Annotated in this window: 12 protein-coding genes; 4 read left to right on the plus strand and 8 right to left on the minus strand. The window is 67.4% G+C overall.

Features of this window, described 5'->3' with window-relative positions:
- Positions 1-3: 3 nt before the first annotated feature.
- Entirely contained in the window at positions 4-873 is an 870-nt protein-coding gene (locus NVV90_RS15885; protein ID WP_258438211.1) for a universal stress protein, read from the minus strand.
- Positions 874-1,273: 400 nt separating this feature from the next.
- On the opposite strand from NVV90_RS15885, the gene NVV90_RS15890 reads away from it, so the two are divergent.
- Positions 1,274-3,694 (plus strand): polysaccharide lyase 8 family protein, encoded by a 2,421-nt coding sequence (locus tag NVV90_RS15890; RefSeq protein ID WP_258438212.1) that lies wholly within the window; start codon positions 1,274-1,276, stop codon positions 3,692-3,694.
- A 131-nt stretch (positions 3,695-3,825) separates the two neighbouring features.
- Here NVV90_RS15890 and gabT read toward each other — a convergent pair whose 3' ends face one another.
- Together gabT and NVV90_RS15900 are read right to left on the minus strand one after the other, a co-directional pair.
- Positions 3,826-5,196 (minus strand): 4-aminobutyrate--2-oxoglutarate transaminase, encoded by a 1,371-nt coding sequence (gabT, locus tag NVV90_RS15895; protein ID WP_258438213.1) that lies wholly within the window; start codon positions 5,194-5,196, stop codon positions 3,826-3,828.
- Between the two features lie 38 nt (positions 5,197-5,234).
- Entirely contained in the window at positions 5,235-6,665 is a 1,431-nt protein-coding gene (locus NVV90_RS15900; protein WP_258438214.1) for a gamma-aminobutyraldehyde dehydrogenase, read from the minus strand.
- Positions 6,666-6,810: 145 nt separating this feature from the next.
- On the opposite strand from NVV90_RS15900, the gene NVV90_RS15905 reads away from it, so the two are divergent.
- From NVV90_RS15905 to NVV90_RS15915, 3 genes are all read left to right on the plus strand, one after another.
- Positions 6,811-8,253: a PucR family transcriptional regulator gene (locus NVV90_RS15905; protein ID WP_258438215.1), complete on the plus strand. Its 1,443-nt coding sequence runs from the start codon at positions 6,811-6,813 to the stop codon at positions 8,251-8,253.
- 76 nt (positions 8,254-8,329) lie between these two features.
- Positions 8,330-9,613: an MFS transporter gene (locus tag NVV90_RS15910; protein WP_258438216.1), complete on the plus strand. Its 1,284-nt coding sequence runs from the start codon at positions 8,330-8,332 to the stop codon at positions 9,611-9,613.
- The gene (locus NVV90_RS15915) at positions 9,610-10,290 is read left to right on the plus strand and encodes a FadR/GntR family transcriptional regulator (RefSeq protein WP_258438217.1); all 681 of its coding nucleotides are present in this window, start codon (positions 9,610-9,612) and stop codon (positions 10,288-10,290) included. The genes NVV90_RS15910 and NVV90_RS15915 overlap by 4 nt, the downstream gene beginning before the upstream one ends.
- Here NVV90_RS15915 and NVV90_RS15920 read toward each other — a convergent pair whose 3' ends face one another.
- The 5 genes from NVV90_RS15920 to NVV90_RS15940 all read right to left on the minus strand — a co-directional run bounded on the left by NVV90_RS15920 (position 10,291) and on the right by NVV90_RS15940 (position 16,496).
- Positions 10,291-11,652, minus strand: a complete 1,362-nt coding sequence (locus NVV90_RS15920) for a rhodanese-like domain-containing protein (RefSeq protein WP_258438218.1) — start codon at positions 11,650-11,652, stop codon at positions 10,291-10,293.
- 95 nt (positions 11,653-11,747) lie between these two features.
- Positions 11,748-13,214 (minus strand): FAD-dependent oxidoreductase, encoded by a 1,467-nt coding sequence (locus NVV90_RS15925; protein ID WP_258438219.1) that lies wholly within the window; start codon positions 13,212-13,214, stop codon positions 11,748-11,750.
- A gap of 99 nt (positions 13,215-13,313) precedes the next feature.
- Positions 13,314-14,585 (minus strand): uroporphyrinogen-III C-methyltransferase, encoded by a 1,272-nt coding sequence (gene cobA, locus NVV90_RS15930; protein WP_258438220.1) that lies wholly within the window; start codon positions 14,583-14,585, stop codon positions 13,314-13,316.
- Between the two features lie 74 nt (positions 14,586-14,659).
- The gene (locus NVV90_RS15935; RefSeq protein ID WP_258438221.1) at positions 14,660-15,415 is read right to left on the minus strand and encodes a DNA alkylation repair protein; all 756 of its coding nucleotides are present in this window, start codon (positions 15,413-15,415) and stop codon (positions 14,660-14,662) included.
- Positions 15,416-15,422: 7 nt separating this feature from the next.
- Positions 15,423-16,496, minus strand: a complete 1,074-nt coding sequence (locus NVV90_RS15940) for an LLM class flavin-dependent oxidoreductase (RefSeq protein ID WP_258438222.1) — start codon at positions 16,494-16,496, stop codon at positions 15,423-15,425.
- Between the last annotated feature and the right edge of the window lie 121 nt (positions 16,497-16,617).

Below are 16,617 nucleotides of genomic sequence, written 5' to 3' on the forward strand. Positions count from 1 at the left end.
ACCCTAGATCGGCATCGAGTCCACGCGCTCGTAGTCGCGCGGGACCACCACCATGGGCACCGGCAGGGCGCGCAGGATCTTGTTCGCCGTGCTGCCCATGAAGAGCCGGTTCTTCACCGCCAGGCGCGAGGAACCGATCACCATGACCTCGCCGTCGAGCCACTCCAGGCTGTCGATTGCTTCCTCGATGCTGCGCCCGTGCGCCACGGCCACCGTGACGTCGTGGCCTTCCGGCAGCCGGGCAGCCGCATCACTCAGCACGGTGTTGGCGTGCCGGTGGGCCGCGTTGGTGGCTTCGCCGCCGTCGTCCGTCCCGGCGTCGAGGGTCACCAGCGACACCAGCCGCAGCGGCACACCGCGGCGGTTGGCGGCGCCGATGGCGGCGCCGATCGCGGCATCGGCCCCGGCGCGCTGTCCCGTGGCCAGGGTGAACCGGGTGACGGGTCCCGTACGGTTGTAGCCGCGCGGCGCCAGGGCCACCGGCACAGGTGAGGCGTGCAGGAGGCCGTTGGCCACGCTGCCCACGGTGTAGCGCTTGAACAGCCCGTTTCTGGCGGCGCCCACCACGATCAGGCCGGCATCGGACCCGGCGGACTGGATCAGGCCGGAGGCAAAGGAAGCGGCCGGCACTGCGCGGAAGGTGGCCCGGACGTTGACGGGAACCAGGGCCAGGCCCCTGGCCCGCGCGTCCAACACGGCCCGTTCCGCGGGGGTTGCGACGTCGCCCTCGGGGTACAGGCCGGAATAGGGGGTGTGCTCGTCCACGACGTACACCAGGTCCAGTTCGGCGTCCTGCGCCCGGGCCAGGGAAGAGGCCAGGGCAACGGCATCGGCGCCGCGCTCGTTGGGCGTGTAGCCAACTACATATCGCATGTGTTTACCCCTCATTGGGTGGCGTTTCAGTCCATATGTAGTGTGAACTTTACGGTTTTCCACCCGTCCTGCCCAGAGGCCTTGCCGCCCGGTTTCAGGCCCGCCGGCACCCTGTTGAGCAGCTCCGCGGCCAGTGAACTCAGGCCGCGCGTCACCACTGTCAGCGTTCCCCTGGCGTCATCCGGGACTCTGTTTGCCTCCGCACAAATTGTGAGCACTTTTGTTCATTTCCATTGAGGGGCCGGGCGCCGGATATAAGGTTACGGAATCCTTCCGTGGCCACGTCCACCCCGCCATGCCGCGATCAGTTTGAAGGCAACAGATTTTGAACGGAGCAGTTTTGAAGAGAACAGTTTCAAACAGTGCAGTTTTGAACAGTGCAGTCTGGAACGGATCCCAGATGAGCCGCAGGACCCTTTTCCGCACGGCCGGCATGGCCGCCGTCGCCGGTGTCCTCCTCTCCCAAACCGGGCCTGCGTTCGCCGCCACTGAGAACGGGGTGCAGGCGCTCATCGAGCGCAGGCGCCTCGTCCTCACCGGCGGCCCGGGCGCTGCCGGAGTCCCCGAGCTCGCGGCCCAACTGGCGGGCCTGGGACAGACCACTGACAAGTGGTGGCAGTCCATGGACAAGACCCCGGCCCGGACGTCCCTCTGGAATGACATTCCGCTGACCGGTATCGGCCAATCCGCCACGGCAACGGCCAACATGGGACTGCACTTCAACCGCATCTACGACATGGCCCTGGGGTACTCGGTCCAGGGCAGCCCCCACTTCGCCAGTGCCGGACTGGCCGCAGATCTTGTGGCAGCGCTGCAATTCCTCAATGAGACGGCCTACAAGCCGGGAATGAAGGCCGCGGGCAACTGGTGGTTCTGGGAGATCGGCGCCCCGCGCAAGTCGGTGGACATCCTGACCCTCCTGCACGCCGAGGTCCCGGAAGCCCTGCGCACCTCGCTGCTGGCCGCCGTCCGCTGGTTCGCTCCCAACCCGAATTGGCGCGGCCGTGCTACATCGTTCGCCGAAACGGGCGCCAACCGCGTGGACAAGTCCCTGGCCTGCTGCATGCGGGGCATCCTCGACAACAATCCGGACGAAGCCGCCCTCGGCCGTGATGCGCTGAGCGATACTGTCCGCGGAGGCATCAACAGTGTCTTTGGCTACGTGAATGGCGGGGACGGCTTCTACACCGACGGCTCATACGTGCAGCACACGTACCTTCCCTACGCCGGAACGTATGGTGTAGTGGCGCTGGCCGGCATTGCGGAGATCTTCGCCATGCTGGGCGGAAGCCCGTGGGCCGTCACGGACCCCAAGCGTTCGGTGCTGCTGGACGCCATCGAGAACACCTATGCGCCCTTCGTGTGGGACGGACGGATCATGGACACGGTCCGTGGCCGGGCTGTCTCCCGGCAGCGCGAGCCCGACTACGTCAGCGGCTTCGGGTTGATCTCCGCCGTGCTGCTGCTGGCCCCGGGCTGCGAGGAACCGTACCGCTCGCGGTTCCTGTCCCTGGCCAAGGGCTGGCTGGAACGCTGCGCCGACCAGAAGCTGGTGGGCCACCCGAGCCAAAGCCTGGCGAAGTCCCTGCTGTCCCTCAGCGCCCTGTCCGACGCCTCGGTGGCCCCCGCCCCGGCGCCCGTCTACAGCCGGATGTTCGCCGACCAGGACAGGTTGGTCCACCACCGCCCTCAGTGGGGCTGCACCGTGAACCTCTCGTCCAAGCGGATCGGCCGCTACGAGTGGGGAAACAGCGAGAACAACCTGGGCTGGTACCAGGGCGACGGCATGACCTTCGTCTACACGCGGGAGGACCCGGCCCAGTTCAGCGCCGACTTCTGGCCAACCGTGGATCCCTATGGCCTTCCCGGCACAACCGTCAACGACCAGGCGCGGGCCAGCGGGGCCGGGGCTGCCGGCACGGGTATTCCGCGGGCCTTCCAGGCATTCGCCGGCGGCCTCACCATGGACAGCCGCTGGGGCGTCGTCGGCATGGACCACCTGAACCACAACAAGACCCTGTCCGGCCGGAAGTCCTGGTTCTTCCTGGACGATGCCGTGGTCTGCCTCGGAGCAGGCATCACCGGCACGGGCGGGGCATCGGTGCAGACGACCGTCGAGAACAGGTCCTTTGCCGTGGGGTCGGTTCCGGACCTTCGGACTGATTCCCGGAACCGCAGGCTGGCCGCGGGTGACGCAGCCGTGGCCGTGCAACGGTCCGTCCACGTGGACGGCCACGGAGGCTACGTCTTCCTGGACGCTCCCGGTGTCTCCGGAGCGCCGGAAGTTGCCGTGGTGCGCCGCACGGGAAGCTGGTTCGACGTCAACTCCGGAGCGGATACCGGCGGATCCAAAGATCCCGTCACCCGGGACTACGTGACCGTCACCCACCGCCATGGTGTGGACCCGGCGGATTCCGGCTACGCCTACATGGTGCTGCCCGCCGCGTCCCATGACACCACGTTCTCGCAGTCCGCGAACCCCGGGGTGAAGGTGCTGGCCAATTCGGCGGATTGCCAGATGGTCGACATCGCGAAGGAGAAGCTGGTCCTGGCCAACTTCTTCGCGACCGGCACGGGCGGTGGCTACGCAGCAAGCGGTCCTTGCACCGTCGCCATCCGGCAGTCCGGGGACGCGCTTGCCGTGTCTGTGGCCGATCCCTCCCGCACGCAATCCAGTGTCCGCGTCACCCTCCCGGGCACCGCGTGGCGCAGCCTGGTGCAGGCCGACGCCGGGGTGGCCCTGGTGGGCACCGATCCCTTGGTCATCGACGTCCAGCTCGACGGACATGGCCACCAGAAGAACCTGACGCTCGGCACCTAGGCCGGCTCCGCCGTCGGGCCTTTCGCCGGGGCCTCCGGCGAGCGGATATAAGGGCAAAAAGAATGGACACGGGATCACCGTGTCCATTCTTTTTGCGAGGCCAGACGTTGTTGTCGTCTGGAGATCAGTGGCTAGGCGTTGGCCTTGATGGCCGCTGCCAGGACGTCGAGGCCGTCGATGAGCAGCTCGTCGCTGATCACCAGGGGCGGCAGAAGGCGGATGACGTTGCCGTAGGTGCCGCAGGTGAGGATGATGACACCCTCCTTGAGGCAGGCGGCCGCCACGGCCTTGGTGAGGTCGGCGTTCGGCTCCTTGGAACCGGCCTGGACCAGCTCGATCGCCAGCATGGCGCCGCGGCCGCGGATGTCGCCGATGACGGCGGTGCCGGACGCGGCAAGCTCGGCCTGCAGCTCGCGGAGGCGCGCGGTGGCGACGTCCTCGATGTGGCGGGCACGGGCGTTGAGGTCGTGCTGCTCCATGGTGCTGATGGCAGCCAGTGCGGCTGCACAGGCAACCGGGTTGCCACCGTAGGTGCCGCCGAGGCCGCCCGGGTGGACCGCGTCCAGCAGGTCGGCACGGCCGGTGATGGCGGACAGCGGGAGGCCGCCGGCGATGCCCTTGGCCATGGTGATGATGTCCGGGACAACACCTTCGTGGTCAACGGCGAACCATTCGCCGGTGCGGCAGAAGCCGGACTGGACCTCGTCGGCGATGAAGACGATGCCCTTGTCCTTGGCCCAGGCGGACAGTGCCGGCAGGAAGCCTTCGGCCGGGACGATGAAGCCGCCCTCGCCCTGGATCGGCTCGATGATGATCGCGGCCACCTGGTCGCCGCCGATCTGCTTCTCGATCATGGTGATGGCGCGCTTGGCGGCCTCGGCACCCGTGATTTCCGGGTTCTCTTCACGGAACGGGTAGCTCATGGGCATGCGGTAGACCTCGGGCGCGAACGGGCCGAAGTTGGTCTTGTACGGCATGGCCTTGGCGGTGAGCGCCATGGTCAGGTTGGTGCGGCCGTGGTAGGCGTGGTCGAAGGCAACCACGGCGTCGCGGCCGGTGGCCAGGCGGGCAACCTTGACGGCGTTCTCCACGGCTTCAGCGCCGGAGTTGAACAGCACGGTGCGCTTGGCGTGGTCGCCGGGGGTGAGGCGGTTCAGCTGCTCGGCGACGGCCACGTAGCCCTCGTACGGGGTGACCATGAAGCAGGTGTGCGTGAAGTGCGCGGCAGCTTCCTGGACGGCGGCCACGACGGCGGGGTCGGACGCGCCGACGCTGGTGACCGCGATGCCGGAGCCGAGGTCGATGAAAGAGTTCCCGTCGACGTCGCGGATGATGCCGCCGTCGGCGTCTTCAACGTAAACGGGCACGCCCGAGGAGACGCCGGCAGCGACGACGGCGGCGCGGCGCTCGTTCAGTGCCTGCGACTTGGGGCCGGGGAACTCAGCGTTGATGCTGCGCTTCTGCTCGATCCGGTACGAGAGTTCGTGTGCGGTGGTGGTCATAGCAAAATTGCCTTTCTGGGAAGCCAGGTGTGCGTACGTTATGCGTCCAGCGCAGACATCACGTGCTTGATGCGCGTGTAGTCCTCGACGCCGTACATGGAGAGGTCCTTGCCGTAGCCGGACTGCTTGAAGCCGCCGTGCGGCATCTCCGCCGTCAGCAGGATGTGGGTGTTGATCCAGACAGCACCGAAGTCCAGGTCGCGGCTCATGCGCATGGCCGTGCCGTGGTCGGTGGTCCAGACGCTGGAAGCCAGCGCGTATTCGACGTCGTTGGCCAGCTCGAGCGCTTCGGCCTCCGTGCTGAACTTCTGGACGGTGATGACCGGCCCGAACGTCTCCTTCTGCACGATGTCGTCGCTCTGTTTGGCGCCCGTGATGATGGTGGGCTCGAAGAAGAAGCCCTTCTCGCCGGCGCGGTGGCCGCCGGTTTCGATCCTGCAGTTGGCGGGCAGGTGCTCCACCACGGAGGTGACGGCGTTGAAGTGGTTCACGTTGTTGAGCGGGCCGAAGTAGTTTTCGTCGTCGTTCTGCGAACCGGTGTGCAGCGTCTTGGTGTGCTCCACCATGGCGGCAACCATGTCGTCGTGGATGGAGTCCTCGATCAGCACGCGGGTGATGGCGGTGCAGTCCTGGCCGGCGTTGAAGAAGGCGAACTCGGCGATGGCCGCGGCGCTCTTCTTGATGTCGGCGTCCTTGAAGACGATGGCCGGAGCCTTGCCGCCGAGTTCCAGGTGGGCACGCTTGAGGCCCTTGGCTGCCCCGCTGGCCACGGCAATGCCGGCGCGGACGGAGCCGGTGATGGAGACCAGGCCGGGGACCTTGTGCTCCACCATCATGGCGCCGGTTTCGCCGGTGCCCAGGACAACGTTGAGCACACCGGCCGGGAAGATCTCGCCGGCCAGGCGGGCCAGGACGAGGGTGGATTCCGGAGTGGTGTCCGAAGGCTTCAGGACGACCGTGTTGCCGGCGGCCAGGGCGGGGCCGATCTTCCAGATGGCCATGAGGAAGGGGTAGTTCCACGGCGCCACCTGGGCCACGACGCCGATGGGTTCGCGGCGCACGTAGGAGGTGTGGCCCTCGAAGTACTCGCCGGCTGACTTGCCCTCCATGATGCGTGCGGCACCGGCGAAGAAACGGAGCTGGTCGGCGCCGGCGGCAACTTCCTCGGAAGCGATCAGGGAGCGGACCTGGCCGGTGTTGCGGTGCTGGGCTTCAACGAGTTCCTCGCTGTTGGCCTCGACGGCGTCCGCGAGCTTGAGCAGCATGAGCTGGCGCTGGCCCGGGGTGGCGTGCTTCCAGCTCTTGAAGGCGTCGCTGGCCGCGTTCATGGCGGCGTCGACGTCGGCCTGCACCGAAATGGGCGACTGGGCCACAACCTCGCCGTTGGTGGGGTTCACGATGTCGAGAAGTCCCGTGCCGGCAGGAGTGACGAATTCGCCGTTGATGAAGTTCTGCAAGGTTTGAACCACGGTGTGCAACCCTCTTTCGATGTCTGGATGGTGGATTCAGCTGTTCAGAGCCTATGCCAGCACCCCCTCGCATGGAATAGACAGCCGCACAGCCGGAAACCACCCTCTTAGTGCGGTTGACCAGCGCCGGGTTATCCTTTTCAGCATGGCAATGTCCCTCGCCGCGCTCGTCGCCGTCCCTTCCCTCAAGCTCCGCAAAGCAGGCCTTGCGGAGACCACCTGGCACCAGGACATCCACTGGGTGGCGGTCACGGAACAGGAGGATCCGCAGCGCTTCCTCAATGGCGGCGAGCTGGTCCTGACCACCGGCATGCGCCTCAAGAGCGCCGCGGAACAGCGGCGCTTTGTCCGCCAGGTCCAGCGCGCGGGCGCAGTGGGCATCGGCTTTGGCATCGGGCTGACCCACGAGGCCGTTCCGTCTGCCCTCATCGCCGAGGCCAACCGCTGGGGCCTCCCCCTGGTGGAGGTGGCCTATGAAACCCCGTTCATCGCTATCGGCAAGCTTGTGGCCGACTCCCAATCCGCGGACCACTACGCCAATCTGGAACGGCTCATCGCGGGGCACCAGATCCTGGCCCGGGCCCTGCTGACCGGCGGCGGGCTCGGCGAACTGCTCAGGCAGCTCGGCAGCATGCTGCGCACCGATGTGGTCCTGACCCAGTTCAGCGCGCAGCTCTACAACAGCTCCCCACTGAACACGGCGCCCTCTGCCGAGAACTGGTCCTCCTACCCCATCCCCACAGGCCGCCGCGATGCCTGCACCTTGTGGCTCAAGCAGCCCTTCACCGATACCGGGATCATCAGCTACGCCCAGAACCTGATCAGCGTGGAACTGAACAACATGGTCAAGCAGCGCCAGTCCCAGCGCGCCATGGCCGGGCAGGTGCTGGACGACGTCATCCACGGCACCCTCGAGACCATCGAGGCAGCCCGCCGCCTGGCCGGCGTCGGGATCAACAGCACGCGCAAGAACGTGGTCCTGCTGGCCGAATCGAAAGCCCACCACAAGCAACTTGTGAGCATCGCACTGCCGCAGGCGCTCGACGGCGGCGTGAGCGCCGTCGTCGGGAAGGACCTGATCGTGGCGATCAACGACGACGGCGGTTCGGCCAGCGCGCTGGCCAAGAGCCTCAGCGACCACCTGCTGGAGGCCGGCATCCATGCGGTGGTGGGGATCGGCGGCGCCTACACGAAGCCGAACGGCCTTCGCTGGAGCTATTTCGAGGCGCGCGACGCCCTGGCGCACGGCCTGCCGGTCAACGAGCCCGAACGCCTGAGCCTGACGTCGCTGCTGCTCGCGAGCGAGGACGTGCCGCTGGCGGACATGGCGAGCGAATCGCTCACTCCTCTGCGCAAGTTCGACGCCGCGCATGGCGCCGAGCTCGTGGCCACCCTGGAGAGCTACCTGAACCACAACGGCTCCGTGGCCGCGGTGGCCGAGGCGCTGACCCTGCACCGCAACACCGTGCGCTACCGGCTGGCGCAGATCACCGAGCTCACGGGCTACGACCCCGCCCAGACCCAGGACCGGGTGCAGCTGTGGCTCGCCCTGGCCGTGCAGCGACTGGGGGCGCGCCACCCGCGCTAGGGAAGCCGGGCCGGACCGCTGGAGAGGTTCACCACAAAACTCTAGACATTAGACGTCAAACGTCTAACCTTTAGATATGGCTGCGACGACCCCTTACACCCCGACCACAGGAAACATCCCACAAACTGCCCCCGCCAACGTGGCAACAGCCCACACGGTGAAGGCAGTACCCAAGACGCGCGTCGTCGCCGTCGTCGGCATTATTGCCGTGGTGCTCATTGGCCTTAACCTGCGCGCGGGCATCACCAGCTCCGCTGCGCTGTTCCACGAACTGCAGCAGGTCCTGGGCTATGGCGCCCTGGTGGCGTCGATCCTGCCATCGATCCCGCTCCTGTGCTTCGCCGTTGCCGGCTTGGGAACGTCCTGGCTGACCCGGCGCGTGGGGGTTGAGAAGGCGATCGCCATCGCCCTCGCGCTGCTCGCCGGCGGCCTGCTGGTCCGCGGCGTTCCGTTCACGGGTGCGCTGCTGGGCGGTACGGTCCTGGCGATGTCCGGCCTCGCCGTGTGCAACGTTGCCATGCCGTCGTTCATCCGCGAGCACTACTCGGACCGCACCTCGATGATGACCGGCGTCTACACCTTCACCATGTCCGGCGGCGCCACGTTCGCTGCGGCCGTCAGTGTTCCACTCGCGCAGCAGCTCGGCTCGCCGTCATTGGGTCTTGCGGCCTGGGGACTGCTGGGCGTGGCCGCACTGCTCGGCTTCCTGCCCGTTGTCCTGCACTCGCACCGGAACGCCACCAAGACGGACCGGGCCCGCGTCTCCATGTGGCCGCTGCTGCGCACCCGCCTGGGGATCCTGATCACCGCCATCTTCACCTTCCAGGCTTTCCTTGCCTATGCCGTGATGAGCTGGTTCGCCTACATCCTCACATCGCAGGGACTCAGCGCTTCCGAAAGCGGCCTGCAGTTCGGCGTAATGCAGCTGGTCTCCGTCGCTGCCGGCATGATCCTGCTCGCCTTCGGCTCCAGGCCCGGCATGCTGCGCCCCGCCCTCTACCTTGCAAGCAGCGCCACCCTGGTGGCCATCGCCACCATGATCTGGCTGCCGACGTCGCTGGCGGTGGTCCCCGCCGTGCTGTTCGGTTTCGGCCTGGGCATCTTCCCGCTGGTTTTGGTGATCATCAGCCGCAGCGGACGGTCGACGGCGGAAACCACCGCACTCTCCACCATCGCCCAATCGCTGGGATACTTGATTGCGGCAGTTGGCCCCTTTGGCATGGGGCTGCTCCACAGCGCCACCGGGGGCTGGGTACTGCCCCTGAGTTTGCTGTCCATCGTGGCCGTGGCGCTCATGGTTACCTGCCACCTGCTTACCAGCAAGCGCACTGCATCCAAGACCGGACAGAGGACAGCATGACCCTGACCCCTTCGCATCGCCCGGCCCTCGCCGAGGAGATCACCGCCAAGCTGCGGGACATGATCACGTCCGGCGAATGGCCGCTCCAGGAACGCATCCCGGCCGAGCCTGAGCTCATGGCGAGCCTTGGCGTCTCGCGGGGAACCCTCCGCGAGGCCATCAAGGCACTGGCGCATTCCGGCATGCTCGAAGTCCGCCGGGGGGATGGCACGTATGTGAGGGCCAACAGCGAGATGTCTGGCGCAGCCCAGCGCATGTACCAGGAACACACACAGGAACACATCGTGGAAGTACGGCTCGGCCTGGACACCCAGGCTGCCCGCTTGGCCACCAAACACGCCACTGTGGAGGATCTTGCCGAGATGCGCCGGCTCCTTGCGCTGCGTCACGACGCCTGGCTGGCCGAGGACTACCCCACGTGGGCGCGCGCGGACTGGGACTTCCACGAACGTGTGGCCTTGGCGTCAGGGAACCCGCTCCTGCACCAGCTCTACGTTTCCTTCGGCGGCGTCTTCCACAACGACCTCCTCCGCCAGCAACGCAAGGGTGGTTTCAACGGCATCCCCCGCGAGGGCCACGACGAGTTGGTGGACGCCGTGGAGGCCCATGATCCCGATGCCGCAGTAGCCAGCGTGTACCGGAACCTGGACTACTGCGCGGACCAGGTTCGGCCGTAGCTAGCTCGTTTCCACCCCGGCTCCGGCTGCGTCCCGGAACCTCGCGTCGATCAGCACCACATCCCTTCCGGCCCGGTCCAGGAGACTCGCCGCGACGCTCGCCCGGTAGCCCGTGGCGCAGTGCACCCAGATCCTCGTTTCGGGCAGCTCCGTGATGTGCTGCAACAGGTCATACACCGGTACGTTCAGGGCTCCGGTGACATGCGAGGCCGCGAATTCGTCGGGGCGGCGGACATCCAGGACCACGTCGTCCGGCGTTCTGTCCTTGACGAGCCCGGCCCAGTCCGCGTGGGGGTAACCGGCCAGCGGAGTGTCCGGTGCCAGGGCTCCCGGTTCGGTCCCCACGGCGGCATCCGGGCTATCGATGCCGATTCTCGCCAGGTCACGGATCGCCTTCTCTACTTCGTCCAACGGGCCCAGCAGGGTGAGCGGCTGGTTCCACGGGATCACCCAGCCGAGGTAGCTCGTGAAGTTGGAGCCGCTTCCGTATTCGAAGCTCACGCTGCCATGGAGATGACTGTCCGCGAAGGCAACCCGGTGGCGCAGATCCACCACCCACTCCCCCGACCGCAGCCTCCTGGCCAGTTCCGCAGCGTCCACCGAATCCGGGACGCCCAGGTTCGCCGGGCCGGGACCTTCCGCGTTGAGCGGGTTCATGTGGGCGTAGTAGGCCGGGTAGGCCGTGATGTTCTCCAGCAACTCGGCCACAAAGTGGTCCTCGTCCGGATCAGTCAGGGCGTGGTTGGAGCATGTTTGCTGGCCGATCGTGGACGCCGGGATTCTGCTCGCGGGGCCGATGGAGCAGAACGAGCCGAAGCCATGGGTGGGGTACAGGGCCGCGTCCGGATCGGCCTCCGAAACCAGCCGCCGCACCGAGGCGTACTGCTCGTGGGCCAGCCCTGCGGTCTCGGCCTCGGCCACGAGGTCCGTCCGGCCCACTGAGCCATAGAGCAGGCTGCCGCCGGAGAACACGGCCTGCCGCCCGCCGTCGGGCCCGTCCTCCCGGACCACGTACGACAGGTGCGTGTGCGTGTGCCCTGGCGTCGCAACCACCTTGACGGTGAGCCGTCCCACCTGGATGAGCTGCCCGTCGGAGACAGGAACGCGGTGGAACGCGACGGCGTCGGCGGCGTTGACGAGGTACTGGGCGCCGTGCTCTTTCGCCAGGATGAGGCCGCCGGTGACGTAGTCGTTGTGCAAGTGGGTTTCGGCCACGTGGGTGATCCGGACGCCGGCGGCGCGCGCGGCTGCTTCAACGCGCCCGGTGTCCCGCTGCGGGTCAATCACCAGGCCAACGATGCCGTCGTGGACAAGGTAGCTGCGGTCCCCCAGCTGGGGCGTTTCGATGACGACGACGTCCATACCTCAGGTTAAAGCAAGGCGGGGTCACTTAGCGCCCATTCCGGTGTCCCGGATGGTCGCTAAGTGACCCCGCCTTGTCTTTGAGGAGGTGGAAGCTAGACCTGTGCAGCTACTCCGTCGCGGGAGATGTCCACCATGTCTTCGCGGGCCACCACCTTGACGCGTTCGCGCTGGACCTCCACGCCGTGCGTGGTGCCGGCCTCGGTGGCTGCGGCGCCGAGCGCGAGCTCGTGGGCGTCGAGCGCCAGCCAGCCTTCCCAGCTGGTGAACTTCACGCCGCGGGCATCGAGCAGCTCCACGACGGCGTCTGCCGCGGGAACGGCGGCCAGCGGCAGGTTTTCGCGGTCCTCCAGCAGGTACGTCACGGTTTCCAGGGCGTCGCCCTTGGTGTGGCCGATCAGCCCGATGGGGCCGCGCTTGATCCAGCCGGTGGCGTAGATGCCCGGGACGTGCTCGCCCGAGGCGTCCAGCACGCGGCCGCCGGCGTTGGGGACAACGCCCTTCTTGTGGTCGAACTCGATGTCCGGCAGGGCCGAACCGAAGTAGCCGATGGCACGGTAGACGGCCTGGACCGGGTAGTCGAGGAACTCGCCGGTGCCGCGGGCGTTGCCCGTGCCGTCCAGCTCGGTGCGCTCGAACTTGATGCCGGTGACGCGGCCGGGGTTCTCGGCGTCGTCGTGGATCTCCACCGGGTTGTGCAGGAAGTGCAGGTGCAGGCGGCGGGAAGCCGTGAGCTCGGAGAGGTCCTCCGGCTGCTCGGCGATCCAGTTGGTGAGCGTGCCAACCATGGTCTTGACCTGGTTGTTGCTCTGGATCAGGCGGTCCGACTCTTCGTCGAACTCGAAGTCCTCGGCGTAGAGGATGATGTCCACGTCCTTGGAGTGGGACAGTTCGCGCAGTTCCAGCGGGGTGAACTTCACCTGGGCCGGGCCGCGGCGGCCGAAGACGTGCACGTCCGTGACCGGGGAGTTCTTGAGGCCGGCGTAGACGTTGTCCGGGATTTCGGTGACCAGCAGGTCATCGGCGTGCTTGGACAGGACACGGGCCACGTCCAGGGCCACGTTGCCGTTGCCGAGCACCGCGATTTCCTTGGCATCCAGCGGCCATTCGCGGGAAACGTCCGGGTGTCCGTCGTACCAGGAGACGAAGTCGGCGCCGCCGTAGGAGGCCTTGAGCTCGATGCCCGGGATGTTCAGGTCCGCGTCCTTGATGGCGCCGGTGGCGAAGATGACGGCGTCGTAGTGGGTGCGCAGGTCCTCGATGGAGATGTCCGTGCCGTAGTCCACGTTGCCGAAGAAGCGGATGTCGCCGCGGTCCAGGACCTTGTGCAGGGCGTTGACGATGCCCTTGATGCGGGGGTGGTCCGGGGCAACGCCGTAGCGGATGAGGCCGTAGGGCGCCGGGTAGCGGTCGAAGAGGTCGATGCTGACAGTCAGCTCGCCGCTCTTGACGGCTTCGCTCTTGGTCAGGATGTCAGCGGCATAGACGCCTGCCGGGCCGGAGCCGACGACGGCGACGCGCAGGGGACGCTCCGGAGAACCTACGGGGGTGCTAGTTGACACGGCTGTGTTCCTTCTTCTTCGGTCCGACCCAACTAGGTAGCGCGAACTGTCGTTTTGAGGGCTCATAACGACAGTTGGCGCTACCTAGTTGGGTGGGGGCTAGATGGTGGCGACTCGGGGCTTGTTCGGGGTGATGGTGCTGTAATCGGCGGTCTTGAAATGCTGGGGTGCGAACGGGCTGACGCGGACCACATCGCCGATCACGATGACGGCAGGATTGGCCACGCCAACGGCTTCCGCCTGGTCCGCGATGGTCCCCAGCGTGCCGATGGTGACGCGCTGGTCCGGCAAATACCCGTTCTCCACGATACCTACTGGAGTGTCCAGTGCGAGACCGGCCCCTGCCAGGGCGGCCGCGGAATCACGCAATTGGGCCACTCCCATGAGCAACACCACAGTGTGGTCGGGGCGTGCGGGGACCTCGGAGAGTTCCTCGTGGCCGGTGACCACGCTGAAGCCCTTCGCCAGGCCGCGGTGCGTCACCGGGATGCCGGCGGCGGCCGGGACGGAAATCGCCGACGTCACGCCGGACACCACTTCGACCTCGACGCCGTGCTGCCTGCAGAATTCTGCTTCCTCGCCGCCGCGCCCCAGGACGTAGGGGTCGCCGCCCTTGAGCCGGACCACATGGTTTCCGGCGAGGGCTTCCTCGACGAGGATTCGGTTGATCTCGGCCTGCGGGACGGGGTGGTGGCCGGGGGTCTTGCCGACCTCGATGATGCGGACGTCCGGGGCGAGCTCGTTGAGCAGTTCCCGGGGGCCGAGGCGGTCTGCCACCACGACGTCGGCCTGGCCCAGGAGCCTGCGTCCGCGGACGGTGATGAGTCCGGTATCGCCGGGTCCGCCGCCCACCAGGGCAACGGTTCCCTTGCCGGTCACGGTGCCGGGCTTGCGGTGGCGGCGCAGGGGGAGGTCGCCGGTTTCCAGGGCGGTGGCGACGGCGTCGCGCAGTGCCATGGCGCGGCGCGGGTCTCCCCCGGCGTTGATGGCGATCTTGATGTCGTCCACGACGGCGACGGCGGGCGTCCAGGCGGCCGAGGCTTCGTGGTCCGAGGCGTTGACGCACCAGAGGCGCTGGGCCTCGGCGTCGGCGGCCACCCGGGTGTCCACGGCGGCGACGCCGGTGGCGGTCTGGACGAACCAGACGCCGTCGAGGTCTGATGCACGGTATTCGCGCGGTTCCCAGGCGAGGAGCCCGGCGTCTGCGAGTCCGCGGAGGTCGGCGGAGGCAAGGGGGGCCACCACGGTGACTTTGGCACCGGCGTCGAGCAGTCCCTTGGCGCGGCGCGCTGCCACGGGTCCGCCGCCCACCACCAGCACGGGGCGGCCGAGCAGCCGGAGTGCTGTGGGGTAAATGTCCTGTATTGCCATGAAAAAACTGTAGGGCCGCCCCGTAACATGCATCAAAGGGCCGGAAACACCCGTTAATGCTGGGTAATCCTGCGTCACATTGCCGCGTAACCCTTGCCAGCGGGCGGGGCGTTCTTCAGGCCGAGGTAGTAGGCCCGCTGATCCTGGTCCAGGTGCTCGATGGCGTAGCGCAAGGCTGTCCGCGGCATGGTGGCGGCGTGGGCGTCGAGGAAGGCCAGGAGCCGTTCGCGGTTGCTCCGGCCGGCGTCGCGGACCCATCCGCCCAGGGCCTTGTGGATCAGGTCTTCCTTGTCCGCCAGGAGGAGCTCCGCGATGGCGAAGGTGTCTTCCTGCTGGCCGTGGCGCAGGAACGCCCACGTGGCCACGATCGCCGTGCGGCGCTCCCACATGTCCGCCGAGCCGGCCAGTTCGTAGAGGACGTCCCGGGGCTTGTCCACGAGCCAGCCGCCCACCACGCGCCCCGCGCCGAGGTCCACCAGGTCCCAGTTGTTGATGCGGCCGTGGCGGCGGAGGTACAGGCCGTAGAGTTCCCCGCGGCGTTGCTCCGTGGTCTTCTTGTGCTCGGCCTGCAGCGCCATGATCTTGACCGCCCCGGCCCGGGCCTCGTGGACGTCCTGCTCCAGGAGCTTCTCGATCTCCGGCGGCTCCATGGCGGCAAACTCCTTGCCGAGCGTGAAGACCTCGCCCATGCGAACGCCCATGAAGATGTCGCCCTCGGCATAGTCGCCCGGACCGGTCTTGAAGTAGCGCCGGTACTTGGCCTGCTCCTCGTCGGACTGCAGGGCATCAAGGCGGGCAAGGAACCCGGCGGCCGTGGGCGTCTCCGTCATACGGGCATCATGCCTCGCGGGAGGCCTCCTGCCAAGCGAGGTTCGGTTCCCAGCCGAGGGCCGGTGCGATGTACTTGGCGACGTTGCCCAGCAGCTTGGCGTTGTAGTCCACGCCGAGCTGGTTGGGGACGGTCAGCAGCACAGTATCGGCGGCTTGGACGGCTGCGTCGGCAGCGAGTTCTTCCGCCAAGGCGTCCGGCTCCCCGATGTAGCCCTTGCCGAAACGGGACAACGCGCCGTCGAGAATTCCTACTTGGTCCTTGCTGTCTGCTTGGGCGCGGAGGCCGAAGTAGTGGTTGTCTTCGCTGTCGACGATTGGGATTACGCTGCGGCTGACGGAAATCCGTGGTTCGAAATCGTGTCCGGCAGCGGCCCAGGCCTCGCGGAACATCCGGATCTGCTCGGCTTGCAGTTCGTCGAAGGGCACGCCCGTGTCCTCGGTCAGCAGCGTGGAACTCATCAGGTTCATGCCCTGCTCCGCCGCCCAGACCGCCGTCTTGCGGGTGCCGGCACCCCACCAGATCCGCTGCGGAAGCCCAGGCGAAAGCGGCTGGATCGGCAGCAGCCCGGTGGCCCCGCCCGCATACGTCGGGTCTGCCTGTGCGACACCGTGCCCGGCGATGGCTTTCCGGAAAAGCGCTGTGTGACGGCGCGCCATGTCTCCTGGGTCCTCGCCATCGGCCGGGACGTAGCCGAAGTTCGCGGCACCGTGCAGCGCCGGTTCGGGTGAACCGCGGCTCACGCCGAGCTGAAGCCTGCCGTCGCTGATGAGGTCCGTGGCCGCGGCTTCCTCTGCCATGTAGAGCGGGTTTTCGTAGCGCATGTCGATCACGCCGGTGCCCATCTCGATCCGGGTTGTCCGTGCGGCGATCGCGCTGAGGAGCGGGAAGGGCGAGGCCTGCTGACGAGCGAAATGGTGCACCCGGAAAAACGCGCCGTCGATCCCCAGTTCCTCGGCCGCGACGGCGAGGTCTATGCCCTGCAGCAGCGCCTCGCGGGCCGACTGCACCCGCGAACCCTGGACCCGCGCCCAGTGCCCGAAGGAGAGGAATCCGATCCGTTTCTTGTGCGTCTGAGTCATGTCCGGCACAACAGCGCGCGGCCCCCGGGCATTCCGGGTCCGGGCGCGGCCGGGCCATGATCCCGGGCACACCGCCGTCGCGGGGTCCTTTGGCTCCCTGCAGGGACGGTTCCGGCCCACT

Source organism: Arthrobacter sp. CJ23 (assembly GCF_024741795.1).
Classification (GTDB): domain Bacteria; phylum Actinomycetota; class Actinomycetes; order Actinomycetales; family Micrococcaceae; genus Arthrobacter.